Annotated in this window: 39 protein-coding genes and 1 pseudogene; 37 read left to right on the forward strand and 3 right to left on the reverse strand. The window is 47.4% G+C overall.

Annotated features, from left to right (window positions below; genetic code table 11):
* The 5 genes and pseudogenes from NUV48_12350 (at window position 1) to NUV48_12370 (ending at window position 3,249) form a co-directional block, all read left to right on the forward strand.
* Window positions 1-581, forward strand: a pseudogene (locus NUV48_12350) (transposase).
* 179 nt (window positions 582-760) lie between these two features.
* Complete coding sequence (locus tag NUV48_12355; GenBank protein MCR4442930.1) at window positions 761-1,333, forward strand: hypothetical protein; 573 nt, start codon at window positions 761-763, stop codon at window positions 1,331-1,333.
* A gap of 387 nt (window positions 1,334-1,720) precedes the next feature.
* Window positions 1,721-1,975, forward strand: a complete 255-nt coding sequence (locus tag NUV48_12360) for a type II toxin-antitoxin system prevent-host-death family antitoxin (GenBank protein MCR4442931.1) — start codon at window positions 1,721-1,723, stop codon at window positions 1,973-1,975.
* A complete protein-coding gene (locus tag NUV48_12365; protein MCR4442932.1) occupies window positions 1,968-2,300 on the forward strand; it encodes a type II toxin-antitoxin system RelE/ParE family toxin in 333 nt (110 codons plus the stop codon). The genes NUV48_12360 and NUV48_12365 overlap by 8 nt, the downstream gene beginning before the upstream one ends.
* Before the next feature lie 247 nt (window positions 2,301-2,547).
* Window positions 2,548-3,249 (forward strand): hypothetical protein, encoded by a 702-nt coding sequence (locus NUV48_12370; protein ID MCR4442933.1) that lies wholly within the window; start codon window positions 2,548-2,550, stop codon window positions 3,247-3,249.
* A gap of 542 nt (window positions 3,250-3,791) precedes the next feature.
* On the opposite strand, the gene NUV48_12375 is transcribed toward NUV48_12370, so the two are convergent.
* A complete protein-coding gene (locus tag NUV48_12375) occupies window positions 3,792-4,652 on the reverse strand; it encodes a helix-turn-helix domain-containing protein (protein ID MCR4442934.1) in 861 nt (286 codons plus the stop codon).
* Window positions 4,653-4,865: 213 nt separating this feature from the next.
* On the opposite strand from NUV48_12375, the gene NUV48_12380 reads away from it, so the two are divergent.
* A complete protein-coding gene (locus NUV48_12380) occupies window positions 4,866-5,060 on the forward strand; it encodes a Rha family transcriptional regulator (protein MCR4442935.1) in 195 nt (64 codons plus the stop codon).
* A 153-nt stretch (window positions 5,061-5,213) separates the two neighbouring features.
* Here the strand turns inward: NUV48_12380 and NUV48_12385 are convergent, their stop codons facing one another.
* Window positions 5,214-5,666 carry a hypothetical protein gene (locus NUV48_12385; GenBank protein ID MCR4442936.1) on the reverse strand — a complete coding sequence of 151 codons (453 nt, stop codon included), beginning with the start codon at window positions 5,664-5,666 and terminating at the stop codon, window positions 5,214-5,216.
* A gap of 201 nt (window positions 5,667-5,867) precedes the next feature.
* On the opposite strand from NUV48_12385, the gene NUV48_12390 reads away from it, so the two are divergent.
* The 30 genes from NUV48_12390 to NUV48_12535 all read left to right on the forward strand — a co-directional run bounded on the left by NUV48_12390 (window position 5,868) and on the right by NUV48_12535 (window position 25,896).
* The gene (locus NUV48_12390) at window positions 5,868-7,865 is read left to right on the forward strand and encodes a Mu transposase C-terminal domain-containing protein (protein ID MCR4442937.1); all 1,998 of its coding nucleotides are present in this window, start codon (window positions 5,868-5,870) and stop codon (window positions 7,863-7,865) included.
* 16 nt (window positions 7,866-7,881) lie between these two features.
* Window positions 7,882-8,871: an ATP-binding protein gene (locus NUV48_12395; protein MCR4442938.1), complete on the forward strand. Its 990-nt coding sequence runs from the start codon at window positions 7,882-7,884 to the stop codon at window positions 8,869-8,871.
* 24 nt (window positions 8,872-8,895) lie between these two features.
* Entirely contained in the window at window positions 8,896-9,078 is a 183-nt protein-coding gene (locus NUV48_12400; GenBank protein ID MCR4442939.1) for a hypothetical protein, read from the forward strand.
* Between the two features lie 66 nt (window positions 9,079-9,144).
* Entirely contained in the window at window positions 9,145-9,618 is a 474-nt protein-coding gene (locus NUV48_12405) for a hypothetical protein (protein ID MCR4442940.1), read from the forward strand.
* 7 nt (window positions 9,619-9,625) lie between these two features.
* A complete protein-coding gene (locus NUV48_12410; GenBank protein ID MCR4442941.1) occupies window positions 9,626-10,084 on the forward strand; it encodes a 3D domain-containing protein in 459 nt (152 codons plus the stop codon).
* Between the two features lie 408 nt (window positions 10,085-10,492).
* Window positions 10,493-10,663, forward strand: coding sequence for a hypothetical protein (locus NUV48_12415; protein ID MCR4442942.1), 171 nt, complete (start codon window positions 10,493-10,495; stop codon window positions 10,661-10,663).
* Window positions 10,644-11,135: a host-nuclease inhibitor Gam family protein gene (locus tag NUV48_12420; GenBank protein MCR4442943.1), complete on the forward strand. Its 492-nt coding sequence runs from the start codon at window positions 10,644-10,646 to the stop codon at window positions 11,133-11,135. Before NUV48_12415 ends, NUV48_12420 begins: the two co-directional genes overlap by 20 nt.
* Window positions 11,132-11,515 (forward strand): hypothetical protein, encoded by a 384-nt coding sequence (locus NUV48_12425; protein ID MCR4442944.1) that lies wholly within the window; start codon window positions 11,132-11,134, stop codon window positions 11,513-11,515. The genes NUV48_12420 and NUV48_12425 overlap by 4 nt, the downstream gene beginning before the upstream one ends.
* Window positions 11,516-11,585: 70 nt before the next feature.
* Window positions 11,586-12,200: an ATP-binding protein gene (locus NUV48_12430; protein ID MCR4442945.1), complete on the forward strand. Its 615-nt coding sequence runs from the start codon at window positions 11,586-11,588 to the stop codon at window positions 12,198-12,200.
* Window positions 12,193-12,603: a regulatory protein GemA gene (locus NUV48_12435; GenBank protein MCR4442946.1), complete on the forward strand. Its 411-nt coding sequence runs from the start codon at window positions 12,193-12,195 to the stop codon at window positions 12,601-12,603. The genes NUV48_12430 and NUV48_12435 overlap by 8 nt, the downstream gene beginning before the upstream one ends.
* A 35-nt stretch (window positions 12,604-12,638) precedes the next feature.
* Window positions 12,639-12,962 (forward strand): transcriptional regulator, encoded by a 324-nt coding sequence (locus tag NUV48_12440; protein ID MCR4442947.1) that lies wholly within the window; start codon window positions 12,639-12,641, stop codon window positions 12,960-12,962.
* A 107-nt stretch (window positions 12,963-13,069) separates the two neighbouring features.
* Entirely contained in the window at window positions 13,070-13,519 is a 450-nt protein-coding gene (locus NUV48_12445) for a hypothetical protein (GenBank protein ID MCR4442948.1), read from the forward strand.
* Window positions 13,516-13,794, forward strand: coding sequence for a hypothetical protein (locus NUV48_12450; protein ID MCR4442949.1), 279 nt, complete (start codon window positions 13,516-13,518; stop codon window positions 13,792-13,794). Before NUV48_12445 ends, NUV48_12450 begins: the two co-directional genes overlap by 4 nt.
* Entirely contained in the window at window positions 13,791-14,111 is a 321-nt protein-coding gene (locus tag NUV48_12455) for a hypothetical protein (protein ID MCR4442950.1), read from the forward strand. Before NUV48_12450 ends, NUV48_12455 begins: the two co-directional genes overlap by 4 nt.
* Window positions 14,111-14,677: a DUF3486 family protein gene (locus NUV48_12460; protein MCR4442951.1), complete on the forward strand. Its 567-nt coding sequence runs from the start codon at window positions 14,111-14,113 to the stop codon at window positions 14,675-14,677. The genes NUV48_12455 and NUV48_12460 overlap by 1 nt, the downstream gene beginning before the upstream one ends.
* Window positions 14,670-16,301: a phage terminase large subunit family protein gene (locus NUV48_12465; protein ID MCR4442952.1), complete on the forward strand. Its 1,632-nt coding sequence runs from the start codon at window positions 14,670-14,672 to the stop codon at window positions 16,299-16,301. Before NUV48_12460 ends, NUV48_12465 begins: the two co-directional genes overlap by 8 nt.
* A complete protein-coding gene (locus NUV48_12470; protein MCR4442953.1) occupies window positions 16,302-17,867 on the forward strand; it encodes a DUF935 domain-containing protein in 1,566 nt (521 codons plus the stop codon).
* Window positions 17,854-18,585, forward strand: coding sequence for a phage minor head protein (locus NUV48_12475; protein ID MCR4442954.1), 732 nt, complete (start codon window positions 17,854-17,856; stop codon window positions 18,583-18,585). Before NUV48_12470 ends, NUV48_12475 begins: the two co-directional genes overlap by 14 nt.
* 243 nt (window positions 18,586-18,828) lie before the next feature.
* Window positions 18,829-19,896, forward strand: a complete 1,068-nt coding sequence (locus NUV48_12480; protein ID MCR4442955.1) for a phage protease — start codon at window positions 18,829-18,831, stop codon at window positions 19,894-19,896.
* Window positions 19,897-19,950: 54 nt separating this feature from the next.
* Entirely contained in the window at window positions 19,951-20,523 is a 573-nt protein-coding gene (locus NUV48_12485) for a hypothetical protein (protein ID MCR4442956.1), read from the forward strand.
* A 36-nt stretch (window positions 20,524-20,559) separates the two neighbouring features.
* Entirely contained in the window at window positions 20,560-21,456 is an 897-nt protein-coding gene (locus NUV48_12490; GenBank protein ID MCR4442957.1) for a Mu-like prophage major head subunit gpT family protein, read from the forward strand.
* 12 nt (window positions 21,457-21,468) lie between these two features.
* A complete protein-coding gene (locus NUV48_12495; protein ID MCR4442958.1) occupies window positions 21,469-21,834 on the forward strand; it encodes an HI1506-related protein in 366 nt (121 codons plus the stop codon).
* Window positions 21,834-22,268 carry a DUF1320 domain-containing protein gene (locus NUV48_12500; protein ID MCR4442959.1) on the forward strand — a complete coding sequence of 145 codons (435 nt, stop codon included), beginning with the start codon at window positions 21,834-21,836 and terminating at the stop codon, window positions 22,266-22,268. The genes NUV48_12495 and NUV48_12500 overlap by 1 nt, the downstream gene beginning before the upstream one ends.
* Window positions 22,269-22,748, forward strand: a complete 480-nt coding sequence (locus tag NUV48_12505) for a phage virion morphogenesis protein (GenBank protein MCR4442960.1) — start codon at window positions 22,269-22,271, stop codon at window positions 22,746-22,748.
* On the forward strand, window positions 22,745-23,260 hold the full coding sequence (locus NUV48_12510; protein MCR4442961.1) for a hypothetical protein: 516 nt from the start codon (window positions 22,745-22,747) through the stop codon (window positions 23,258-23,260). The genes NUV48_12505 and NUV48_12510 overlap by 4 nt, the downstream gene beginning before the upstream one ends.
* Complete coding sequence (locus NUV48_12515) at window positions 23,253-23,453, forward strand: hypothetical protein (GenBank protein MCR4442962.1); 201 nt, start codon at window positions 23,253-23,255, stop codon at window positions 23,451-23,453. Before NUV48_12510 ends, NUV48_12515 begins: the two co-directional genes overlap by 8 nt.
* Window positions 23,453-24,850, forward strand: a complete 1,398-nt coding sequence (locus NUV48_12520) for a DUF2586 domain-containing protein (GenBank protein MCR4442963.1) — start codon at window positions 23,453-23,455, stop codon at window positions 24,848-24,850. The genes NUV48_12515 and NUV48_12520 overlap by 1 nt, the downstream gene beginning before the upstream one ends.
* Before the next feature lie 11 nt (window positions 24,851-24,861).
* Window positions 24,862-25,293 carry a hypothetical protein gene (locus NUV48_12525; protein MCR4442964.1) on the forward strand — a complete coding sequence of 144 codons (432 nt, stop codon included), beginning with the start codon at window positions 24,862-24,864 and terminating at the stop codon, window positions 25,291-25,293.
* A gap of 16 nt (window positions 25,294-25,309) precedes the next feature.
* Window positions 25,310-25,663 (forward strand): hypothetical protein, encoded by a 354-nt coding sequence (locus NUV48_12530; GenBank protein ID MCR4442965.1) that lies wholly within the window; start codon window positions 25,310-25,312, stop codon window positions 25,661-25,663.
* A 29-nt stretch (window positions 25,664-25,692) separates the two neighbouring features.
* Window positions 25,693-25,896 carry a hypothetical protein gene (locus NUV48_12535; GenBank protein ID MCR4442966.1) on the forward strand — a complete coding sequence of 68 codons (204 nt, stop codon included), beginning with the start codon at window positions 25,693-25,695 and terminating at the stop codon, window positions 25,894-25,896.
* Between the two features lie 6 nt (window positions 25,897-25,902).
* Here the strand turns inward: NUV48_12535 and NUV48_12540 are convergent, their stop codons facing one another.
* Entirely contained in the window at window positions 25,903-26,124 is a 222-nt protein-coding gene (locus tag NUV48_12540) for a hypothetical protein (protein MCR4442967.1), read from the reverse strand.
* 53 nt (window positions 26,125-26,177) lie between these two features.
* Between NUV48_12540 and NUV48_12545 the strand changes: the two genes are divergently transcribed.
* Window positions 26,178-26,564, forward strand: a complete 387-nt coding sequence (locus NUV48_12545; GenBank protein MCR4442968.1) for a hypothetical protein — start codon at window positions 26,178-26,180, stop codon at window positions 26,562-26,564.
* The last annotated feature ends 35 nt before the right edge of the window (window positions 26,565-26,599 follow it).

Genomic DNA, 26,599 nt, shown 5'->3' on the forward strand with positions numbered 1-26,599 from the left:
GGAACAGGCTGTTACCTTGACCCGAAAACTGATTGATCAGGCCAAGCAAGTGACATCAGGCAACCGAATCATTCCGGACCGAATTGTCAGCATCTTTGATCCGGAAGCTCGACCGATTAAGAAGGGCAAACTTAGCAAGCCCACAGAATTCGGGTATAAACTGCGTGTTGACGAGACAGAAACGGGAGTTATTACCGGCTATCAACTCTACCAAGGCAATCCGCCCGACGAAGCCCTTTTAATACCGGCTGTAGAACAACATATCAAGCGATTCGGTGCTCCTCCTAAGGCCGTTGCTGCAGACCGTGGTTTTTCGAGCAAGGAAAATGAGAAAGAACTGGAAAATATGGGTGTAGGGCGTGTCAGTATTCCGGTTAAAGGCAAAAGCGCAGCATGAAGGCCAGCTGTGGTTCAAGCACCTGCAACGATTTCGAGCCGGTGGCGAAGCTAGAATCAGTTTATTGAAAAGAAAGTACGGTTTGAATCTCAGCCGGTACAGGGGACTTGTCGGCTCAAGAACCTGGGTTGGTTTGGGCATTTGGGCTTATAACCTGACCAGAGCGGCTCAGTTGCTCAGGTAAGGATTAATAAAGCCAAAACTGATAGTAAAAACAGTCATTGAGATCATTAGAGAATATTAACTTGTTTCAAAAAGTGAATTTTTCAGGGGGAACTAATTAGCCTCGGCGCAATCAAAAGTGATTTCGATGGGTTGAGCCAAGCAATACGTCAACAATATTCTATGCGGGGTTAAAGGGCTATGGTAAGAAGGATTTGTCCGCGATGTGGATCGAAGAAAGTAACAAAAATTCTATATGGTATGCCTGCGATGGGTCCCGAATTAGAAGAACGGCTAAGCAAGGGAGAGATCGTACTTGGCGGGTGCTGCATCACCGGGTGCGACCCTGCGTATCACTGCAATAAGTGTAAAAAGGACTTTGGAGCGCCAACAGCTGCTCTGGAAGTCGAAACGACCTCTTTTCATTTCAGCATTGGAGGTTACTTTGATGGCTATCAGTCATTAACAGTTACAAAGACTGAAAGCGGTGCCGTAATGGTATACTTGCCCGGTCATTTTCTTGAATCGGAAACAATCGAAAAACAACTTAGCGCAGATGAATGGTTATCGTTCATACAGAGACTTTACCGCTGTTATATTGCCGACTGGAAGAAACGCTACATTGATCCACATGTTTTGGATGGAACGCAATGGGAATTGATTGTTACTTTTCTTAATGGGAAATCATTGAAAATATACGGAAGCAATAGTTACCCAATTCACTGGAGTAAATTGCTCAGAGCTATAAAAACACTTGGAGTATCCCTGAGATGAAAAATTGTATTGAATAAAGCCTTCAAGAGATGAATACGCTTTTGAAGGTTTTGTTCAATACAATTATTGTAAGTAAATCAGGCAGCAAAAAATCACATTCTTGGGCGACTTTTTCTTAGATATATCCTGATGTAAAAAGGACACCAGCTTTATCTTTTTCATACCATCAGGGCATACAGAAAGCGTCGCGAGGATTGAGCGGGTGAAAGGCTGATGAATAGAGGGTTTGGTGGACTTTAATCTTTTGCTATTTTTGGGTAACCCTTGAGTGTATAAAAAAGATATATCGTCAAGGTAATAGGGCTGCATTTAATATTGTGATAAATTTGATGTATTATTTTACGAATGAAAGGTGTATAATAATAGCAAAGAAGGAGGCGGTTATAAATGCCAAACATTAAACCCATATCAGATTTAAGAAATTACAACGAAATCCTGCGGGACATTGCCGTAGGTGAGCCAGTGTTTTTAACCAAAAATGGCAGAGGAAAATTTGCTATTGTTGATATTACTGAATATGAGAAATTAAAGGCTTCACTAAAGCTGATGTCACAGCTTGCCCAAGGAGAACTGGCCGGGAAAGAGAAAGGATGGATGACAATAGAGGAAGTGGAAGCAGAACTGGGGATTGAGGATGTATAAGCTGAAAATTTCACCTGAAGCTAAAGATGATTTAGCAGAAATTAAAGACTATGTTTCTAAAGAACTTTGCAATCCACAGGCAGCTATAAATCTTGTTTCTAAAATCACCAAAAAGATACGTGGGTTGACAGAGTATCCCGGAATAGGTGCGCCACTATCTTCCGTCCTAGATATACAAACAGATTACCGTTTCCTTGTTTGTGACAATTACTTGATATTTTACAGGTACGAAGATGGAATTGTTTTCGTGTCAAGAATCTTATACGGTAGACGGAATTATACGCGTATCCTATTCGGTGATTTGCTGGAGGATGAAGAAATATAGAATATAAAATTTTAAATGCATCGTCAGTCAGCTTGAAGCTGGCATTTTTTCATGGTTCAAAGCATACGGAAATTGCGCCATGAAGATTATTGAACTTATGAGGCATAACAGTAGTATAACAATACAAGAATTTCTGAAATTATCGGAATATCAAAGAGAAATATTGGGGCAAACATATCAGACTTAAAAAAGAAAGGGATTGTTGAGCGGATAGGTCTAAGAAATGGGTATTGGGAAGTAAGGAAAGATGGAATATAATGAGCTTTTTGAAAAATACCGGAAGCTATTGGAGGAAAATCAAAGATTAAAAAATGAAAACGAGGACTTTAGGAAAAGACTTGGATTGCCATTGCCATCACCCTATATAAAAAATGATGTTCAAGCCTCAATAGAGGTAGATGACATTCAGCTAGTTGAGGTAATCAAACCAGGACACGTAACCAATAGTAGCTCCCCGGAGGATAAAATTAACCTGTTTATGTCATTGTTTAGAGGCAGGGATGACATCTATGCAAAAAGGTGGCAAAACAAAGAGGGTAAATCGGGGTATTCTCCTGTATGTTTGAATGAGTGGGCAAGAGGAATTTGCAATAAGCCAAAGATTAAATGCTCTGAATGCGGTAATAGAAATTATGCAGTTTTGGACTTTGCAGCAATAGATAAGCATCTCAGGGGCAAAGACGTTTTTGGTGTATATCCTATGCTGCCTGACGAAACCTGTTATTTCCTAGCTATTGATTTCGATGATGAAGGCTGGGAAAAAGATATATCAGTTTTGAGAGATATCTGTGCAGGAAAAAATATTCCATTTGCAGTTGAACGTTCTCGTTCAGGGAATGGAGCACATGTATGGTTCTTTTTTGATGACAAGGTAAGTGCTGTATCGGCTAGAAAATTTGGTACAGCACTTCTTACGCACGCAATGGCTGTTACGTATCATAGAATTTGAGAATAAACGGGATACTAAGGGAAAATACGGGAAAACTCGGGAAACGTTGATATAACTGGGGTCGGGATAGTTTTATCGGTCACTTAATTCTCATTTTCTGTGAGACGATTTTAAAAAAATTCGCGGCGGCGGTTGATTTGAGGATCGGCAACTAGATGTGCAACAAAACCACATAACAAGTTGTTAACTCCTAGTAACAAAACCACAAAAAGCCTGTTAGAATCAGTGTTAGGAGAAATAACAAGGCGCTACCGAAAACCCAAAAAACGGGTACGGTAGCGCCTTGTTTGTTACCAAAAAATAACGGGAGGTTGTAAACCAAGAGGTTGTAAACTTGTAAACTTGTAAACCAGAGTGAAAGCCTTGGTATATAAGGGTTTAATGGATTTTACCACAAAAAGTAATGAACTTACAAAAACCATTAAAAAGCCAAGATCTGAATATAAAACAAGGAATAAATATGCAGTACAAATGAATATTTATGCATGGAGAATGTATATAAAGGGAAATAATTCCCACAAAGGATTTAAAATAAAAGCCATTCAACCGGCCCTAGTTTTATCGTCTTTAACTGTTACCCTAAGCCCCTTTTTATACTCCTTTAATTGGTCTTCGGTTTCAGGGATGATCATCTGATTAAGTGCATCCTTCTTAAGTGTTTCAATTACTTTTCCTATAATTGCAATATTGTCATGAATAGAAAATTTCATAGGGTCATATTTAGGATTGGCTGACTTTAAGAAAATAACATCATTTTCTTTATGGAAGTATTTAATGGTAGCCTCATCATCGATCCGAACCAGGGTGACATCGCCATTATCAACAGCCGGTTGTGGCCTAACAATCACAAGGTCCCCATCTTCTATTCCTTCGCCGATCATACTATCTCCAACAGCTTCTATTAAATAGCAATTAGTGTACTGATGATTCTTAGCTTCAACAGGAATATATCCCTGGACCATTTCATCAATTAATATGGGCTTCCCGGCAGCGGCACGGCCTATAAGTGGCAAGTATTCATATATAGTTTCTTTCACCATTGGCAGCTCTTGTTGGGCTGCTTTTTTCTTTAAAGTTGTTTCATTCTTCCAAATGAGATACCTTATGTAACTTTCAACCTCTTCTTTATCTGTTTCGGGAAGTGTTGAGATTAAGCTATAAAGTGAATCTTGCATGATCTTACTTTTACGTTCCATTCCAGTTAGTAACCAATCTGCAGATACATCAAAGAAATTACAAAGAGCAAGAAGCGCTTTAGCGGAAGGGCTAGTTTTATTATTCTCCCAATCACTGATATTACTAGAAGAAGCGCCTATTGCTTTTCCTAATTTAGCCATAGATATATCAAACTTAATCTCACGTAAATATTTTATGCGATCACCAAGGGTGTCCAAAGAAGACATAATAACCTCCTTTCACTCTGAATTAAGAATGACACTAATAAGTAAGATTAGAATTGCTAAAAAATCGGAGCATTTTCTTGACATCGTTCTGAAATCAGAGTAATATAATCTTAATGGGAAACCTTTCCGAGTGATTAAATAATATCACACCCATGGACAACCTTCCATATTAAAGAATGTCGAATCAAAGAACAACATGGAGGTGAACGGTTAATGGCCAAACAGCTGACTCCATTCGGGCTGGAAGTTAAAAAACGGCTCCTGGATCTTGGACTGAATCAAAAAGAGTTTTGCAAAGAAAACGACATCCCGATGAACCGGCTGTCTGAGGTCCTATATGGCGACAGGCTCGCGAAGAAGTACCGGGAAAAAATCGCCAAGCTGCTCGATATCAGGATGACTGCATGAGACAAATATTTAGAAAGGGGACTGCCTAAATGACTGATTACGAAAAATTAGAGAGAGAACTTGACAGCCTTCTACAAGAACAAGGGAAGAGTCTCAGCAACCTTGAGAATGAAGAAAAGCAATTACTCACCTTAGATCAGGCTATCGATGGGCTTAATACATACTTAGAAAGCGCTCAGAGAACTGAGATATCGAAGAGTTGTGATTATCCATGGAGTCAACAATCTGCTGCCACATTTTTTCAATCGCTTCAACAAAAGCAAGACCCACAGGCATAGAAGTATCAACCTTAATCCCTTCAACATTGCTTTTATCTAGAAAAGTTGATATTACTGCAAGCCTCTCAAACATAAAGAACTTTATATTTATCGGCTGTGATTTCAAGACTCTTCTCATCTGATGTTCATTAACACATTTTCTCAGTTCACTGAACACCTTATCTATATCAGGGCTTAACCGTTTTCTTTCCTCATCCACTGCCTCATGGGTTGGGAATGAAGAAGCAAACATATCAATGCTTTTTATATCGGATTTTGTATAACTGCTTTTTAACAAGTCTTTACAGGCATATGAGAGATATAAGGGTTTGAAATCCTTTTCAAACATTACAATACCACCTTTCAATATTTGTAAAAATACTTCGCCAGAAAGACTTAAAAACCTGCTCAATATTTATAAGGAAGGAGGGACAAAAAGAAGACGATGCCATCACAAAAAGAGATATGGCTGACTACCAGCCAGGCCGCTTTACTTGAAGGGATATCCAGACAAGCAGCACATAAAAAAGCCACCTCCGGTGAGGAGTGGATGGTTAAGAAAGAAAAAATCAATACCGGCTGCGGCGGTGGCGGGATGGCATACTTAATCGCATTATCTTCCCTGTCCACTCTTGCCCAGCGCCGTTGGTTTGAATCTCAGCAAACACAAGCAGAAACTAATGAACCAGATCCGGACGAAGAGACGGATTTTCTGTCGGAAAACGATAAGATTACAGCGCCCAGGATTGCCAACCTGGCTGAAATAAAAGCCCTGGTTGGTGAAGAACGCTTTACCCAGCTCCTTCAGGAAGCTGAAGAAGCAGCCAGGCCGGTGATAGAATACCTTAACCTGAGCGAAGGTGCGCAAAAAACGGCCAAAGCAATAAACATTGCAAAAAAATACGATATATCAATCAATACCCTATACCGCCGTGTTCAACTCTACAGGGGAGGAGGTGTGGCAGCACTTATGAGAAGACTTCCAAGCCTGGGGACAGGTACAATCCGCCGGGTGGTACCGGAGGAAGTGGAGCGCTTTACATATGGGGAATACCTGCAGAGAAACAAACCAAAGGCTGCCCATGTGTATAAAAAGGTCAAAAAGTTCTGCGAGCTGAACGGTTTTGAAATACCCAGCAGGGCCACCATCTACCGGGTTATAAAAGAGCTTAACGAAACTAATCCCGCCCTGGTTTGCCTGGCCAGGGAAGGCGAAGAAGAATATATGAAACGCTTCGCCGAGAAGGCTACTCGCAAAGAACCGGAGTTTGTCAACCAAGTTTGGGAGGGTGACCATCACCGGTGCGACTTCTTTATCAATTACCGTGGGCGGGCGATTCGTCCCTGGCTGACTGTCTGGCTTGACGTAGCCTCCCGTACCATCGCAGGCTGGGCTTTAAGTGTACAGGCCAACGGCAGGACCATTGCTCTGGCTCTCAGATACGGGATACTCCCTAAAAAGCTGTCAGAGATCAGCTGTACAAGCAAGGCCATGGCCGTATCCATGGCAGCTCTGGGTTGGGATATCGAAACACTGCGGCAACAAAGCGGAACCAGTCTTCCGATTATGGGCCTACCCAGGACACTATACATAGACAACGGCGAAGATTACAAGTCCAAAGTAAGGAAGGGCCTTAAATGCGAGGGTTTCGAATATTCCAAAGAGGTCCGCAGTTCTTGCGACATTCTTGGAATCAGCGCCCAGTTTTGCACCAAATATTCACCCTGGGCCAAGGGTCACTGCGAGCGCTGGTTCGGCACGATGACGGACCAGTTTTCCAGGTACCTTCCCGGATATTGCGGCAAGGATAACAAACACCGGCCGGAAGGTCTGGACGAACAAGCCATGGCTGAACGGGACGACCTGTTGGATTTGGAAGAAGCCAGCTTGCTTCTGGAAGTATACATCAATGAATACCACAACACCGTCCACAGCACCTTGGGCATGACCCCGCTCGAAAAATACCGAATGACTCCCAAGGTACGGGAAGGCATACCGGATGAGCGCACCCTTGACATCTGCCTGATGGATGTGGAAAGAGCCAAGATTATGGCTTCCGGCATCCAGAGGTTTGGCACCAAGAACAAGCGGCGCTGGTACAGCCATCCTGAACTGGAGAAATACGTAGGACAGAACGTAGTTATCAGGTTTGACCCCAACAGGATCGGAGAGCTGCTGGTCTTCAATACTAAAAACGGTTGCTATATCTGTACCGCTACCAACAAGGAGCTTATGGATTGGCAGGCATCCCAGGACGACATTCGTGAATTCCAAAAAAGACGGGCATCAAGGAAGAAGCAGGTTAAGGAAATCTGGCGCGGTTATCAGCAGTCCACCCTGGAAACAGTCGTGGCTGAGCGCCAAGAGGCAGGCCCGGCTATGGTCACCGGTGAGACAGCTTCCGGTGCTAAGGGCATAAAAATGATTACCGGGATGGAACAAGCCGCCAAAGGTCATAACAAGTCTGCAGCGGCGAAAAAACAAAAACCTGCCGTGAACAGCAGATTTGATGAGTACATCATTCAGCAAGCTGGAAACCAATATTAAAAAGGAGGCATATCTCATGGCAACTGTGGAGAAGGACATTGTAGGAGTATGGTCCAAAGAAAGGACCCTCCTCGCTAAAATGGTTAAGGAAGAGGGTACCAAGGTGACTGATGTGGCCAAAGACCTCGGCAAGTCACACAGCCTCATCAGCCTCTACGTTAATGGGAAATATCCCAGTAACGACCTGTTTGAGTCCTCTGTAAGAGAGTATCTCATTAAAATCGGAAAATGGGAAGAGGAAATTATTGATAAACCGAACCCGACTCTTTTCCCGGAAGACGGTTGGATGACCAATGCAAAAGATATTCCAATGGTCTATACCAAGGATTTGCAAAGGGTCTGGGGTGTCTGCAGGGTTTGCTTCGAGAACAGGGAGTTCGGCATGATAACCGGGGATCCTGGTACCGGCAAAACCTACGCCATAGATAAATTTCAAACAGAAATGCACTCCCGCCCGGCCGTGGTTATAACCTGCGACGAGACAAGCACCATCAAGAGCTTGCTGATAGACACGGCTGAGGCATTGGAACTTGAAACAAAAGGTGCATCCTCAACGCTCATGAGAAGAATCGTTAAAGAATTACAAAAGAAGCCCAGGCTCCTGGTCTTTGATGAGGCCGACCTTTTGAGAAAACCTGCCATATATGAAACCATCCGGGCCATTCATGACAAGGCCAAGGTCGGAGTGGTCCTCTGCGGTAACCACTCTCTGGCAGAAAAGATCTTGCTTTATGCCGAGGACAGGCCGGAAATGGCCCGCATACGCGACAGAATCGGCTGGTCAAAACGGCTGGTGGGCATAAACGAAGAAGAGGCTTTAAGCTTCCTGGAAAAGATTAACCTGACCGCCGGTGCCAGGGCAGCCCTTGTCAACATCGGACGCAAGCGCGGCATCAGGCAACTGGTCAAAGCCCTTGGTCGGCTCCTGGATGTTACCAGAGGCGAGCAGATAACTGAAGACCTTGTGGACGACCTCGGACAGATTGTACTCAGCTTTAATGCCTAAATATAAGCCCGGAGGATGATAAAGATGGATAAATTGCAAAAGAAGCTAAGAGCGGAATGCCGCCGAGAAGGGTGTAAAAACGCTATGTATGGCCGCTGCAGAGTCTACTGGGGGAAAAGATGCAACAGGCTGGGCGGAAGGAAAATACCTCGGTTAATCTCCAAGCATGACTTTATGGGGATTGACGGCCAGATACCAGTAAACTAAGTCCCTTCTTATACATAGCCCAGGAAACGACTAACTCCTGGGCACTTTTTAAGGAATATTCTAAGTGTGAAAAAACAGATTGGAGGTAACGAAATAATGTCGCGAAGTATTGTATCTAGGAGCCCTGTTCCCAAAGATCTGCGGACTGCGGGGCCATGCGGTAAAGTTGAATACTATTGGGATCTAAACAGCTTCAGTTGGTACGGTGAAGAAACCGTAAAAAGAAAAGACCCGTTCCTGAGTGTCAATACCCAAGGAAGGATCACTATCTCCGACGAGGCAGCCAAATTGATGGAGATTAATCCTAGCGATACAGTGAAAATCGGAGTAAACAAATACTTCCTTGCTGTCAGAAAACTTGATTCCGGGCTTGCGGTTAAGCCGGTCAAAGCTAAAAAATCTAAGGCGGTATTTATTATCGCCAGAAAAATAGCTCAAGAAATTTTAAATAATGGCTGGACTCTCCCTTGCAAAGTTCCTTGTGTACTAGACGAAAAGAATAAGATGTTGGTAGCCAAGAAACCTGCATCAGTAGGCTAGGATGCTCATGGTTAAAAGAGTCCTTTTCCTCTCTCTCCTCCTGCTATTGATCTGGTCAATATCTAAACCCGGTACCGTAAACAGCACATCCCAAATTGAAACAGCACAAAAAGCCGACGTGGCACTGCAATGGAGCACCTTTGAAGTTACAGCATATACACTGAGGGCCAAGGAATGCGGGAAGCCTCCGGGGCATCCGGATTACGGACGTACGGCCAGCGGCAAAATGGCCCAGGTTGGGGTTACCGTGGCAGCCGGTCCAGAGATACCGCTAGGGACAAAGATCTATCTTCCGGACCTCAAATACATAAACGGCACCGGGGTCTTCATAGTGCAGGAACGTGGCGGGTTGGTCGGAGAGAGATGTCTTGATGTCTATTTTGGAGCCCCGGCAATAAATCCAGCGGTAATAAAACGAGCTTTGGAATTTGGCCGCCAGCAGCTGCAAGGAATACTTCTCAATTAAAATGCGTAACAAGGGGGAGGACCAAAATGGTAAAAGATTGCTACCAATGCCGGTATTTCCAGGGCATATCGCATGTACATCCAGACAGCTATTCAGCTCAGCAAGAAGGCATACCAGCCGGTTGGTACATATGCTGCGCGCGCAGTGATACAAGCCTAGTCATAGTTGACGGGGCAGCCGACCCCGGCGGTCCGCCCTGGGCGAATTTCCAACTGTTGAAGAGGTTCATGCAGTTGAACGGGCACCTACAAATTGAGTGCCCACGCAGTAGTACGACAAGGGGCACAAAGGTGGCAAAACCAGAACAAATGGCACTGTTTACCTAGGCGAAGTTTATTGGTGAAATGATGGTTGAGGTTAATAGTTTGGGAATGCATATCCAAACTGATTAAAAAGGAGTTGATATTTATGACACCTAAATGGATCGCTGATATTTGTAATGCCGATTTGGCAACAAAGAGCAAAGCATATGCGATGATGAGGAAGATAACCCGTATAAGTGATGTCCTCGAATACTGTGTAGATGAGACCATAGATACTAAAAAAGGGGGCTTAAAAAATGGCCAGAGTCAGGATTGAAAACGAACCTGTTTTAAAATCCTGGGATGATGTGAACATCACCCTCAAGGAAATTGGCGAGCTGGAGCTGGCGAAAGAAAAGATCGAAGCCGATATGAACCAGAAGATATCGGATCTGAAGTTGGAAGCAGAATTTGCCGCCAAGCCGATCATTGAAAGAATGGGAAAACTGGCGAATGATATTAAAGAGTTTGTCGAGCTGCACCGGGCAGATATCAAGGGTAAAACAATGGTCCTCAATTTTGGCAAGACCGGGTTCCGAAAGAGTACAAAGATAATCATTAAAAGCGTCAAAACCGTCATTGCTAATCTTAAGGCCAGAAAAATGACAGATTGTATCAATACGAAAGAATCTGTCAATAAAGAACGTCTCGGCGAGTATCCGGATGAAATTATTGCTGCAGTAGGCGCCGGGAAAAAAGTCGAAGATGTCTTCTGGTATGAAGTAGACCGGGAGAAACTTCTCGGATGAGTACCAAGAAAACAGCTTTCACTGATCAGGAAAAAGAACTGGTTGGGTATTTCAAGGTCCAGCTAAAGTCGCGGGGAATTAACAAATTCCCCCGCGACTGGCACCTGAAGCAGCTCTCCACCGCCAGGGATATGCTGGCCGGATCCACAGCCCCGACATTGGAACAATGGAAAGCATGTATTGACTGGGCCTTTTGTGACCGGTACTGGAAAGACAAAGTTGATCACCTCGCCAGAATTCTGGCTCTTTGGCCCCAATTCGTCTTAAAAGGGGGTATCCCCGCTGGAAGAGATAACCGACATACTGGAAAGAATCAATCCGAACAAGAATCAATCCGCAGCCGATACATTAACGGAAAAACCGGACAAGTGCCCATATAACGAATGCGATGGCACCGGCCGGATACTCAAAGATAACAACGGGACATTAATACTTAGTCACTGCCGGTGCATCGAATACCGGCGCTCCCAGCAGAACATCACAAGACTCTTTGAAAGTGCACAGATACCCAGGCGATACCTGGAAAAGACCTTTGCTGCCTTTGAGCAGGAGCTGCAACCGGTAGCCTGGAAAACAGCCTGCCGTTATGTTGAAAGATTCAGCACTATCAGGAACGGCTTCAAGAACAGCCTATGGTTTACCGGCACAAAGGGCACGGGGAAATCGCACCTGGCATATGCAATCACTAACGAACTCTTGAAGCAGCAGTACACGGTTATAACCGTGGTGGTGCCCGACCTTCTAGATATGCTCCGGCCCAAGGCGGATAAAACAAAAACCCTGGCTGAGGAACGGATGCAGGCCATAAGGACAGCCGACCTGGTCATCCTGGATGACCTTGGAGCAGAAAAAGACAGCGAATGGGCTGCAGAACGGATTTACCTTATTCTCAACAATAGATACAACGAACAAAAACCGGTGGTTGTAACCTCCAACCCACTGCCGGATGAACTGGAGAAAATTTCTCAGCAGTGGGAGCGAATAGTCTCTCGGCTCCATGAAATGTGCTATATCATCACCATGGACGGCCCCGACTACAGGAAAGGTGGTATGCCAAATGGGTAAAACCAAGGAAATCTCTCCTGGACAAATTAAGAAGTTATGGGCATCCGCACGGGAGAATGGACTTGAAGAAGACGACCTTCGGCAGCTAATAAAAAATCTCACAGGTAGTGAGAAAATATCCACGATGACCAGTGACCAGGCAGTAAGGGTTATAGACATTCTCACAGGAAAAACAGAATATCGTCCGGGTTTTGCCTCAAAAGAACAGCTCTGGAAGATTAAACAACTTGCAACGGAGCTGGGCTGGGGCGACAACCCCAAACGGCTCAGGGGGTTTATTAAAAAGTATGCCGGTGTCGAGAACATGAAATGGCTGCGGGAACGTCAGGCATCAAACATTATTGAGGGGCTCAAAAAAATACAGCAGCGTCAAAACCAAAAAACGGGGGAAAATAGTCATTAACAAGCGCTGCTGAATAATTAAAGGTGGTGAGGATTTTGTCGTTAATAATTGAGCAATGGATGAAAGAGATTGACGAGAAAGACCTTCCAGAACAATACCGAATAATTTGTGGGTTGATTGGGAAAGAAAACACCCTTATCCTGGCTTCAAAGTACCAGGGGCTGCACATCTACTTGCCCAAGCTGGATGAAGCTTTACAAAAAGCCAGGGATAGGAAAATCAGGGCCGAATACAACCGATATAATCTCAAAGAGCTTGCTATTAAATACGGCCTGACTGAATATTGGATAAGAAAAATATTGGCTCAGACGGAGTCGGAAAATCAAATTACCCTCCTAGATTTTATTAACGAAGGATAAAAGTACTTTCACAAATTGTTCGAGCTTTAAGACATCAAAAATAACAAGATACAATTCCAGTAGATTGAATCTGCTGGAATTTTTGTTTTTCGGAGGAGGTATTTGGAATGTGGGACCATGTTTATGCCGAAGCCCTGAAAGCCCTGGAGGTAATCTTGATAGCCCTCATTTCCCTGGGCTGCGCCTATGCCACACTGTACATCAACAGGCTGGCCGCGGTAGCCAAGGCTGAGGCGGCAGCTATCAAGGACAGTGCCCAACAGGAGCTGGCATCACAAGCCATTGACATGTACAAGGATCTGGTTACCACAGTAGTCGGAAGAATTGAGGAAACTGTGGCCAAGCAGATTAGGATTGCTGTCAAAGAAGGGGTCAAAAACCGACAAGATTTGGTTGCTCTTAGCAGAGCCGCCTATGATGAAATTATGGCTACTGTAGAGCCGGCCCTGGTCGAGACAATCAAAACCCAAATTAAAGACATTGAGACATACACCTTTGGGTTGATTGAAAATGCAGTGGTACAAGTTAAAGCAAGGAGCGGGAGCGGAACCGAATGAATTCTATCTGGCTGTGGATTATCCAAACCTTAACCCTGCTGGCTATAGGCGCAATAGCCTATTTCCTCAAAGACATCAAAAAAACCATCGATGAAAGGCTGGCCAAGAATGAAGGCCGGATTGAAGCTCTGGAAAAAGAGGTAAGTAATCTAAAATCTGACCTGCCTTTCGTATACGTCCTGCGGGAAGATTTCATTCGGGCCATGGCAAACGTGGAGAAGAAGCTTGATGATATCTACAAGCTGCTATTAGTTAACGGAAAGGGGAGTCAATGATGGAACAAAGCAAAGATTTTAATAAAATGCGTGCTATTGAAAACCAGCTGGTCCGTGGTTTCATTCTAAAGCTTCTGGAAATCACCCATCCCCAGCCTACTCCCAGCAACGCCATAGCCATGGCCCTGATTGAAAACGGCCTGGTTGTTAACCCGGATATCTCACGCTTTGTCTCATATCTCCAGGAAAAAGGATATATCGAGACGGTGGATATCAAGCTCAAGTCCCTGCGCTTTGATGGGGTGATGCTCAAATTGACGCCCCAGGGCGTAGACTTGCTGGAAGGTACCTTGGAGGATCCAGGAGTTGATATCTGATGGGAGAACAACGCGAAAGGGTCAGAATCAAATCCAGGGTTGATGAGCTGCCGGAAGATATCAGGCAAGTGTTGGATGAAAAAATAAACGATGTCACCGTATCCTACCAGGAAATAGCCGACCAAATCACAAAGATGGGTTACCCCATCAGCAAATCCAGTATCGGCAGGTATGCCATGAAGCAAAACGCAGCAGCCATGAGACTTAAAGAGGCATACGAAAAGACGCGGATGCTGGTTAACAGCATTAAGGAAAACCGGGATATTGATTCTTCAGAAGTGGCTACTGCCATTCTTATGGATGCCTTGACCCAAAGGATCGCCACCGCTGAAGAAGAGTTCGACAACATGCCCCTGGATAAGGCTGGCCGCCTGATCGCTTCCCTTCAGCGCAGCATCGTATACAAAGAGAAGTTTAAGCTGGAGTATGAAAAAGGTGTCGGTGACGCCTTTGAAATGTTTAAGAAAGAGATTCCGGAGGCTATCAAAAACGACCCGGAACTGTTGCAGGAGATGACCAGAATAATCAACATTGCCAAAGATAAGGTGCTGAAAAACAATGCTTGATTTTGGACTGTACGAACAGTTTGCCGGGCAAAGGGAACAGCCCTTCGAGGATTACTGTCGCAAACACATCGTACTGGATGACAAATCGCCCTACCACGTCACAAGCCGCCCTTTCATGAAAGAGATCCTGGATGCGGCTTTTACTCACCCGCACCTGACTATTTCCAAAGGTGCACAGACGGGCTTCAGTACCTTTTTCCTGGCCAGCTCTTTTTACCTGGTGGACGTCATGGCCGCTAACGTTATCTATTACCTTCCCACAGATAAGATGGCCAACCGGTTCGGGCAGACTCGCTTTGACCCGTATGTGCAGCGGAGCCCTTATTTAGAATCCCGGATGATGGGCACAGACCAGGCGGGCCTTAAACAGATCGGCACCCACTTCTTTTACATGCTTGGTCTGGTTTCCAAAACAGGAGCCATTTCCATTCCGGCTGATGCCATACTTTTCGATGAGGTTGCCCTGATTAACCGGGAAAACATGGACCTGGCCCAAGACCGGATACTCGCCTCCAAGCTTGGCTGGCAGCGCTACTTCTCTACTCCTCTATTTGAAGAGGACGGCATCGATGAGCTGTATCGGGAAAGCGATATGCGCAAGTGGGTGGTCACCTGCCAGGGCTGCAATAAGGAATCTATCGTAGAAGAAGACTTTCCGGAAAACATTTGGTCTCAAAACGGCAATGTCATCCTGGTATGTGTTAAATGCGGTAAGCCCCTAGATGTAGCCAGGGGGCGCTGGGTGGCTGAACACCCCGACAGGATAAACCGCTGCGGCTTCCGGGTACCGCAGCTGATTATACTTGATACCAGGCTGGATTTAATTTGGGATCGCTGGATAAAGTCCGAAGGCAAACCATCCAAACGGGCCAGGGTGAAACGTTCCGCCCTAGGGATTGCCGACAGCGGCAACATGCAGCCGGTGACCGGCAAAGTCCTCGAGATTGTTGAGGCAGCCGGTGACTACTACTTCCAGGATGGCTCAGACGAGATCTGCGGCATAGGCATCGACATGGGCGACCGGGCGCATATAGCTGTGGCTGCCCCCTTGGGAGAAGGGTTTAAAATCATAGCCGCCTGGCACGTTGACGTGGAAGAACTGCTGGAGATGATCCCGAGACTGGAAAAAGCATATAACGTTGGCGCCCTTGTTATAGACGCCATGCCGTATAAAACCGAATCAAAGCGTGTGGTTAGGGCGCTGCAGAAGGCTATCGGATATATTCAATACTTCAAATCGGTCTTCAAAGAAACAACTGAAGGCGAAGACGAAAAAGAAGTCCGTGTCGTCCAGGTTGACCGGGACGAATCCCTGGATGAGACCACCTCCTTCTTTGTGACCAACCCTCCCCAAGCTCTGCTCTTTAAGCCACGGGATACACAAGAAGAAATGGTACTGGATGAGGTTAAGAGGCACTTAAAAAAATTAGTCAAGGAAGAAATAGTGGGTCCGGACGGGCAAAAGCGAATCAGCTACAAGAGGAACGTTGACAATCACTTCGGCATGGCTATCAACTCGGCCAGGATTGCTCTTGACCTGGCCCTGGGATTTAACCGGCTATCCGGACCTATTGAATATACCTCCCTGGCCAAGCGGAGATTCGCACGAAAGGGGGCATTCTAAATGGGTGTTATCTACGGCCCTGACGGCAAAGAATTGAAAATAAACAAAGCCCAGGAGAAGCCAATCCTGGATAGGGAAATCGCCGTGGTATCGGTGCGTGATAAATGGTCAAGCTATCCCTCTCAAGGGCTGAACCCTCAGAGGCTGGCTGCAATCTTCAAGGAAGCCGATGCCGGGGACATCTTCAGGCAGTCAGAGCTTTTTGAGGAAATGGAAGAAAAAGACCCCCACCTCTTTTCCGTCCTGCAGACCCGGAAGAATTCAGTCCTGGGCTTGGACTGGGAGATCATGGCCTACAGTGATGAAGCCCAGGATAAGAAGGTTGCCGAGTTTATCCAGTCGGCTTTTGAGTTCGAAGGTTTAGAGGATGCCATGCTCGATCTTCTGGATGCCATAGGAAAAGGCTTCGCTGCAACGGAAATCATGTGGACCATTAAAGACGGTAAGGTTTTAGTGGACAAACTTCTGTGGCGGCATCAGAAGAAATTCACCTATGACGACCTGGACAACTTGAAGGTATTAACAGCCGAAAATCCGGTCAGAGGCGAAGACCTCCCGCCTTTCAAGTTTGTGGTCCATAAGTACAAAGCCAGAAGCGGCTATCCTTCCAGGGCCGGAATCCTAAGGGTCTGCGCCTGGATGTATCTCTTCAAGAACTATAGCATCAAGGATTGGGTCACCTTTGCCGAGGTTTATGGAATGCCGCTTAGGTTAGGCAAACATGAGCCAAACGCCACCCAGGAAGTCAAGGATGCACTTATTCAAGCAATTCAGTCCTTGGGCACCGATGCGGCCGGCATCATCTCTAAGAACACGGAAATTGAGTTTGTCTCAGCCATCCGGGGGACAAGCGATGTTTACAGAACATTGATTAACTTCTGTAATGCGGAGATCTCCAAGGCCGTCTTAGGCCAGACGCTAACTACCGAAGTCGGTGACCGGGGAAGCTATGCGGTCTCAAAAACCCATAACGAGGTTCGCCAGGATCTGAAAGAAGCTGACTGCAAAGCCCTGGCCGAAACCCTGCGTAAACACCTGATTCACCCCCTGGTCTATTACAATTACGGACCCCAGGCTGCAGCCAGGCTCCCATGGTTCAAGTTCCATTTTGAGGAACCGGAAGACCTGGCGGAAACAGCCAAGACATACAGTATTCTGGTCGGAGAAATTGGGCTGCCGGTCTCAAAGGACCATCTCTATGAGAAATTTGGCATCCCCAAGCCAACGGCAAATGAAGAGGTAGTAGTTCCTCCAAGTTATCAGCAGTTGCCGTTGAAGGCACCGTTAAAACAAAGATATGCTCTGTCGGATAAACCACCGCGCAGGCCGCAACGGGCAGTGGATAAACTTGCGGATATCTGCGTAGCCGCAGGAATCAGCCCCTTGGATGAAATGATCGGGCCAGTTATGAACCTCATCCTTCAAGCAAGCTCCCTGGAAGAGCTGCGCGACACCCTCATAGACACCTACGCTGGGATGGACACGGCAGAGCTGGAGGAACTGATCGCCAGAGCCCTTTTTATAGCAGATTTGTATGGCAGGTGGACAGTAAATGGCGGAATTTAAACTGGAGCCCCTGCCTTTTGAAGAAGCCATAGAATTCTTTAAAAACAAGCTCCCTCTTACTCCCCAAGATTATGACCGATTATCCTTTGAAGCCAGGACCAAAGCCTTTACCATTTCCGGTGTTGCTGCTCTGGATGTCCTCCATGATATCTACCAGGAGCTTTTGAAAGCCTTGGAAACGGGTGCCACCATAGAGGACTTCCGCAAGAACGCCAACACCATCCTGGAGAAAAAAGGCTGGCGAGGGCTGACCCCCTACCGCACCGACAACATCTTCCGGACAAATATTCAAACAGCATATAACGTAGGCCGGTACCGGCAGATGACAGATCCTAACGTGCTGAAGATGCGGCCTTACTGGAGGTATGATGCCGTGGATGACCAGAAGACAAGACCTTCCCACCGGGCTCTGGACAACAAGGTATACCCAGCCGATCATCCTTTTTGGGATACCTGGTATCCGCCTAATGGCTTTAGATGCCGTTGCTCGGTGGAAAGCCTGACAGAATCCCAGGTAAAGCGGCGCAGCCTGGAGGTATCAACAGATATTCCCCAGTATGTCACCCCGCCAGACACTAAACTTCCAATCCCTCTTAACCCTGATCCAGGCTTTGCTCATAACCCGGCCAAAGTGGAATGGCAGCCGGATCTTAAGAAATATCCTGCAGCTTTTCGGAAGGCATACGAGGCGAGAGCCCGGAAAGGTGGTGACGCATAAAGCGTTAACAGGGTCTAACACTTGATATTACTGGGCTTTAGCCAAGTCGAAAACATCAAGAAACGGAGTTGATAACAATGCGACTTCGCTGGTGAAAAACCATACCCTTCTCAAAGGCGTATAATTCGCTTCTGACGGGAGCAAGATTCTGAACAAGGTTGTCCCTCACAATCGAGTTGTTAATTAAAAATAACAGGGATTAACACGGTTATAACAGGCTCTAACAACAAAGGTGGTGAGAACTTGAAAAAAGACCTTATCAGATTCCCAATCCGGCCTGGAATGTTACCCCTCTTTCTCTCGGCTATCGAAGTTGGCAAGGCTCCTGATGAAATCCAGCTGCTTCCTTATGGAATGGTGAACTCAAAACATGGTCCTATTCTGAATGATGAAATAGCCATGCAGGAAATCATCAGCCTTTTTAACTCCCAGGTCAATGAGATGGTCATTGATTACGAACACCAGACTCTTTACGGGGGTGAAGCTCCGGCAGCCGGTTGGATCACCGAAATGATCAACAAAGGTGAACAAGGACTCTGGGCAAAGGTAACCTGGACAGAGCGGGCCAAGCAGTACATTGAGAACAAGGAATACAGGTACTTATCCCCTGTGGTATGGGTAAGACAGTCAGATGGCCGGGCGATTGAGATACAAACCTGTGCCCTGACCAACATGCCTGCTATTGACGGCATGGTGCCTCTGATTAATACGGCGAACAACCGGCCCTTTGCCTGGGTACCGCCGGAACACTTACAAAATAGGAATAACGAAAAAGGAGCTGATCACGTGAAGTTTCTATTGGCACTGAAAACCAAACTCGGTTTACCCGAAGCGGCCACTGAGGAAGAAGTCCTGGGAGCAGTGGAAAAACTGCAGAACCAGGAGAAAACCCTGGTGGCTAACAAAGAGGTCTTAAGCCTCTTGGAGCTGAATGAAAACGCCTCCCTGGATGAGACCAAAGGGAAAATTATCGCCCTGAAAAACCCTGCCGGTTACGTCTCCAGGGAAGAGTACAACAAGCTTAAAGAGCGCTTGGATTCCAAGGACCGGGATGAACTGGTGCAGCTGGCGCTCAGCCAGGGCAAGATTACCCCGGCCCAGAAGCAGTGGGCTGAACAAATCGCCCTGAAGGATCCTGCGGGATTCAAGTCTTTCCTGGAAACTGCCCCTGTGGTGGTCCCCCTTTCCCAACTGCCTTTGGTTCCTGATAACAAAAAGAAACCCGAGGTAAATTCCGAGGTGCAGCTTTCCATCAACAAGCAGCTGGGCATTTCCCAAGAACTGGTTGATAAGTATAACCAGGAACAGTAGTTTCCACTATTTGCTGAGACAAAACATTAGCGATGAAAAGGAGTGATTCAACGAATGACTGCCCTGACCAAAGACAGAAACACCCCCAAGAAACCGGGGCATAAGAAGGCAATTCCGGTAGCCGCCAATGCGAAGATTTACGCCGGGAGCATGGTTTGCTCCAATGCCAACGGCTATGCCGTCCCTGGAACAGATACGGCGGGCTTGAAATTCGAGGGCATTGCTCAGGAGTACGTCGATAATACCGGAGGAACTGATGGGGCCAAGACTATCGAAGTTGAGCAGCCGGTCATCGTCCAGATGGCTGCAGCCGGGATGACCCAGGCCGACAGAGGCAAGCCGGCATTTATCGCCGATGATCAAACCGTAGCCCTTTCCACCACCAACGCTGTGAGCTGCGGGATTATCCGCGAAGTGGAGTCTTCTACGAAAGTATGGTTGGATACTTTCTACCTCCATCATGCCCAGGCTCAGGCTGCCATAGCTGCTGATGATGCTGCCCAGGCTGCCGGGGCTAACCCTACCAAGGCTGAATATGATGCTGCAGTTGCTCTCATCAATGAGACCAAAAGCGTGGTCAATGGCCTGCTTACCAAACTAAAAAATGCCCGGATTATGGGGTCCTAAACCCTAAACCAGGCTGAAGAAAAGGAGCTGAAATAAATGCTTGTAAACTCTGAATCTTTACGTGGTATGTACAGGAGCTTCCGGGCCATCTCCCTTGATGCCCTGGGTGCTGCCAAGCCCCAATGGTCTAAAGTGGCCATGGAAGTCCCCTCAACCAACAAAGGAAATGACTACGGCTGGCTGGGCAAGCTGCCCCGTGTCCGGGAGTGGATCGGCGACAGGGTGATCCAGAACCTGGCCGCCCATGGCTTTACGATCCTCAACAAAGACTGGGAGCTGACCATTGGGGTTAGCAGGAATGATGTGGAAGATGACAACCTGGGAGTATATAACCCCCTCTTCCAGAGCATGGGCAACGAGATGGCTATGCATCCTGATGAACTGGTCTTCGGACTGCTGGCCGCAGGCTTCACTTCCCTCTGCTATGACGGCCAGTACTTCTTTGACAGCGACCATGAAGTTAACGGCCAATCCGTAAGCAACGTCACCGACCTGGTGCTATCCGCAACCTCTTACGGCGCTGCCAGGACTGCTATGCAATCATTGACCGATGAACATGGCAAGTCTCTGCGGATTACGCCTAATCTGTTAGTGGTACCGCCTCAATTGGAGGACAAAGGCAAAGAGATCCTGCTTAAAGAACGGCTGGCCAATGGTGAGGATAATATCTACTATAAGTCTGCTGAACTTCTGGCTGCCCCGGAACTGGCGGCCTACCCCACTTACTGGTTCCTGTTGGACACCACAAAACCCATTAAGCCTCTAATCTTCCAGCAACGCCAGAAGCCCAACTTTGTGGCTAAGGACAACCCTGAAGACGACAATGTCTTCATGAAGAAAGAGTTCCTCTATGGTATAGATGCCAGGCATAATGCAGGTTACGGCCTCTGGCAGCTGGCCTATGGTTCCACCGGCACCAATACCGGCTCCTAGGAGGGATAACTGATGGCTGTTAAGATAATCTCAAAGATGGCCGGATTCCGGCGGTGTGGGATTACCCATCCCGCCGGGCCTACCGTTTATCCGGACGGAACCTTTGACGAAAAGCAGCTGGCTATCCTGCAGGCAGAACCGATGCTGATTGTAGAGGTTATTCCGGAAGAGCCCGAGGGAGATCTCCTTGAGGGAAACCTGGATCCGGCCCAGCTGGAGACCATGAAATTTGATGATCTGAAAAAGCTGGCTCAGGAGATGGGACTGGAAATACCGGCGAGGCCGTCAAAAGCTATACTCATTGAGTTGATTGCTGCGCAAACGGTGTTTGCTCCCAAGGACAAAGTGACGGATCAAGAGCCAGGAGATGAGCAGTAATGTACTGCACAGTCCAGGACATCATTGACAGGATTTCCGAAGACGTCCTGATCCGGCTCACCGATGATGACGGCACCGGCCTTGTCAACGAGGGGAAAGTCACCAGTGCAATTGAAGAGGCCGAGGGTGAAATTGATTCCTACTGCCAGGCACGCTATACCCTCCCCTTCAATCCGGTGCCCAAGGTTATCAAGAAAATTGCCGTGGACCTGGTTGTCTATACCTTGTTCGCCAGGCGTGGCCTTAACCCGGACGACAACGCCGACCAGATTGTCATCCAGCAGCGCAAAGACGCCATCAAATTCCTGGAAAACCTGGCCCGCGGGCTGGTCACCATCGGCCCGGTCCAGCAGGAGACTAAACCCCCGGAAAACGAAGTGCAGTTTACTGCTCCACCCAGGGTCTTTTCCAGGGAATCCATGAACGGGTATTAGATGAGCGGAGTAAAACTGTTCGGCGACTGGTCCAAATTTGACAAGGCCATGCACCGCCTGGTCAGGTTCAACTTTCTGGCCTTGCATAAAAACATCGGTGAGCAGCTGGTCTCCAGCACTAAAAACAGATTCCGGCAGCAGATCGGTCCGGATAAAAAACCTTGGGCCAAGTCCTTCCGGGCTGCTGTGGAAAAGGGCAAAACCCTGATGGACAGCAGGGACCTGTTTAACTCCTTAACTTACAAAGCCGCGCCAGACCGGGTTGACGTGGGCACCAATAAAATCTACGCAGCCACGCACCAGGAAGGTGCGATCATAAAAGCCAGGCGCACCAAGTTTCTTAAGTTCAAAATCGGCAATTCTTTCGTTCTGAAAAGAAAAGTCAAGATCCCGGCTCGCCCCTTTTTAGGCATCAATGATGATGATTATGAGGACATCAAGGAGATAATCCAAGACCAGATTGAGGAGACATTGAGATGATCCAAACCTGCTTAAACCATATAACGGCTTGTCTCACCCAGATTGGAATCGACAAGCATTTCATTGATGACGGGAACATCAACGACTACAAAGGGGATAAATATGCCGGGGTAATGACGGAGGAAGGAAGCACGGCCAGGGACGGCCGCCGCATCGGCACGGCGGACGACCTGGTCAACATGAAACGGATCTACAGGCGGCGCTTGTTCGTTAGAGAGCAGCCCTTCCTTATCCTCCTGGTGGATAAGGATAAAGACAAAGTTGATGCCCACCTGCGGAATTTCCTTTCCAGTCTCGGCACTTACATCAAGGATCAGGACAACAACCCCATAGATATAACCGTGTCCAACGCCAATTGGATGGAAGAACGCAGCAAGCTTAGCAGCCGTTCGGGTGTAGAAATTACTGTAACTTTTTCGGGAGGGATTTATAAGGACCAGGAGGTTAGCCTTATAGACCTTTCCACCGCTTTGGACTTTGAGACTGAAATAGGAGGTACGGTCGATGCCTAAAGAAAAACAGGAAAAGAACCTGGACCCCACTATTGAAGAGCTGAGCCAGGAACATAAGACCCCTGGCTACATCCTGGCAGGAGCCAAGCACTTCTATAAGTGGGGTGCCGGGAAGAGGATTCCGGAAACGGAATACCTGGAGAAGATTGACCGCTTTAAAGGTAGTCCCATCTCGGAAAGGGGGTATAGGTAGTGCGCTTATCCAATGTAAATATAACAGTTAAAGATAAAGGCTTAAGTCTTCTGAGCCCGAACCAGGCTCTTCCCCATGGCAAGGTGGGGGTATCCTCGGCCGGGACGGATAATGAGGTTGTCCTGATCGCCGACCAGGCACAGATCGCCGACTTCGGCACCGGCCCCCTGGTGAATGCCCTTTATGATGCCTTTGCCGGCGGGGCCAGGGTGATCTACGCTGTCAAGGCAACATCAGACATTACCGGGCTCATCGGCAACATCACGGCCACCAAGACCGGCCAGGGCAATATGGCCGCAGTAGGTTCTCCCCTGGACAGTTACCACGTTATTGTGGAAATCCTCTCCAACGGCCGCTTTAACACAGCGACATTCAAGTATTCCTTGGATGGTGGGGATACCGAAACCGACGCCATTACTGTCCCGGTGGACGGGGTATATGCTATCACCGGTACAGGCATAACCCTCAACTTCAGCGAGTATGCCACGGAACCGGATGAGAGCTTCAAGGCTGGCGACACCTATGAGTTTAAGACAACGGCTCCTTCGGCCAGTATTAACAACATCACCACCGCCATTAATGCCCTTTTGAACAGCGCTTATACCATGGAATACATCCATGTAGTAGGACCGTCCAGCAGCTCTGTTTGGACAGCCCTGGACACCCTGGCGGAAACGGCGGTTACGGACAAGTACAAGTACATCCACTTTCTCTGTGAAGCAGCCGGTCCTTCCGCCGGTCAAACGGTGTCCGAATGGGTGCAAAGCCTGATTACTACGGCTCTATCATTTGACAGCACCAGGGTGGCAGTATCGGCAGCCATCGGTGAGATTGAGGAAGTGAACACCAGCCGGGTAGTGGAAAGGAACGCTGCGGGGATCATCTCCGGCCGCATCAGCTCTATACCCGTAATGCGATCACCGGCCAGGGTCAGAGACGGAGCGCTCCCCAGGGTAAAAAGCATCAGGCCCGCGGGCCTGTCGGAAGAGCAGATTGCCCTATTGAATGATGCCGGGTACATCACGCTTCGTACCTATGAAGGACTAACCGGGGTATATATTACCGAGGGCCGGATCATGGCCGCCGCCGACAGCGACTTCCAATATATCGAGCTGCGCCGGGTCATGGACAAAGCTTGCCGCAACTTGCGCCAGGCAGCGCTGCAATACAAGCATGCCGAGGCCGACGGAGACCTTACCCATTTGGAGGCCAGCCTGCAGCAGGTAATTGACAACATGGCCGGAGCCGGGGAAATCTCTTCCGGGCAGATCACCATCCCGGAGCAGGATATCCTGGGCACATCCACGCTGCGGGTTAATATCCGGCTGGTACCCGTGGGCATCATGCGAAACATCGAGCTTGAGGTAGGATTTGAGAATCCTTACCGGGCCAGTTAGGAGGTGCTGATGTGATAAACGGCAAAAAGTACAGCTGGGAAGACATCACGGCAACCATGCCCCATGGCGTCCTCATTGATATCACGGACATTGAATATTCCGATGGGAAGGAAATCGAAGCCCAATACGGCAAAGGCAGCATGCCCACCGGTTACGGGGTAGGCAACTACTCAGCCGAGGGGAAAGTTAGCATGCTTCGGGAGGAGTTCAACAAGCTCCTGGCCTATGCCAAATCCCAAGGCTGCACGCTTTACACGCTGCCGCCTTTCCCCATCACAGTGTCCTATGCCAATGAAGACCAGCCCATGGTAACCGATACTCTTAAGAATGTTAAATTCACCAAAACATCCGTCTCGTCATCACAAGGCGACAAGTCAGTAAAAGTTGACCTGGATATCCAGATAGTCGGCGGCATTGCCTGGAATGGCATCCAGCCGGCCTAAGAAGGAGGAACGATAAATGAGCGAACAAAAAAAAGAAACGGCCCTGGTTAACGGGGAGCAGATCCAACAGTGGAAAAACCAGTACGGAGAGGTCTACAAGATTGAGTCTGAGCCGGATGGCGTTGATGACAAGCCCCTGGTCTTCTACTTTAAGAAGCCGAACAGGCAGCACTTCTCCAGGTTCATCAAAGATTCAATGAAGGACGCCTTTAAGGCTATGAACACCATGGTGATGGATCTGGTACTCTATCCCTCCAGCGACAAGGTTACGGAACTGTTCCAAGAAAAGCCCGGCCTGGTGGTGGCCGTGGGCAGTGAATTGACGAAGATTGTGGGTGTCAGCCAGGATTTTTTAACTACGAAGGTCTAGTCGAGGAAATAGAAAAACGTCTGGAGGTGTTGGAAACGTCCTACTACCTCCAGACGGAATTTCTCATCCAGCATTACCTGGGCCTATCGGAAAAAGAAGTGGAATGCCTGGATGAACAAGACTTCCTTGACCTGGCCGCCAAAGCAAGGTTCCTGGAAAAGAGACAGGTTGAAGCCATAACACAAGGTGTCAATCAGGGAGTGGCTGCACTGTTTGGAATAGGGAAAAAATAAAGGACTCTATTTCAAGCCCTTCTTTGCCAGCCATGCTTCGCCTTCTTGTCTGCCCTCGGCACCAGATTTTTTAAGTTCATCTACACAATACTTAAAAGATTTTGCTAGTTCAACAAAAAACATTATTATCACAGGTATACCATAACGGATAGTTGCATATGTCAAACCCAGTATAGCTCCAATGCCGAAGCAAAGAAAGAAAACGCCAAGGAATCCTAACCCTAACAAAATTAACCACCTCCTACACCTTAAGAGTATACCAACAAACAGGAGCGGTCAAGATGGAGTCTCTCTTTAAACTGGGCGTCATATTCTCGGTGATAGATAAAATCACCGGCCCGGCCAACAAAATAGCGCAGTCTGTAGCCAACCTGGACAAGAACATGCAGAAAGCAAAAGGTGTGGTTGAATTTGGACAGCGTATTGCAGTATCTGCGGCATTTTTGGAAGGATCGGCTCAAAAGATGCGCGGACAAATTGGAAAGATGGTTGAGCCTGTGGCTGTGGTTAATGACCGTCTAGCTGCTCTCTCGACAGTAACCACATCCACCATGGGCAGTATAGACAAATCTATGGAGCTGACCGGGCAACGGGCCATGGAATGGGAGAAACTGCACCGGGAAGTGGCAGATAAATACATTGACACTACATCACTAGCGTTGCAATAAATTAAAATCTGTTTGTCAACCAACGAATACACGAG

The sequence above is a fragment of the Peptococcaceae bacterium genome (assembly GCA_024655825.1).
Taxonomy (GTDB): Bacteria; Bacillota; Peptococcia; order DRI-13; family PHAD01; genus JANLFJ01.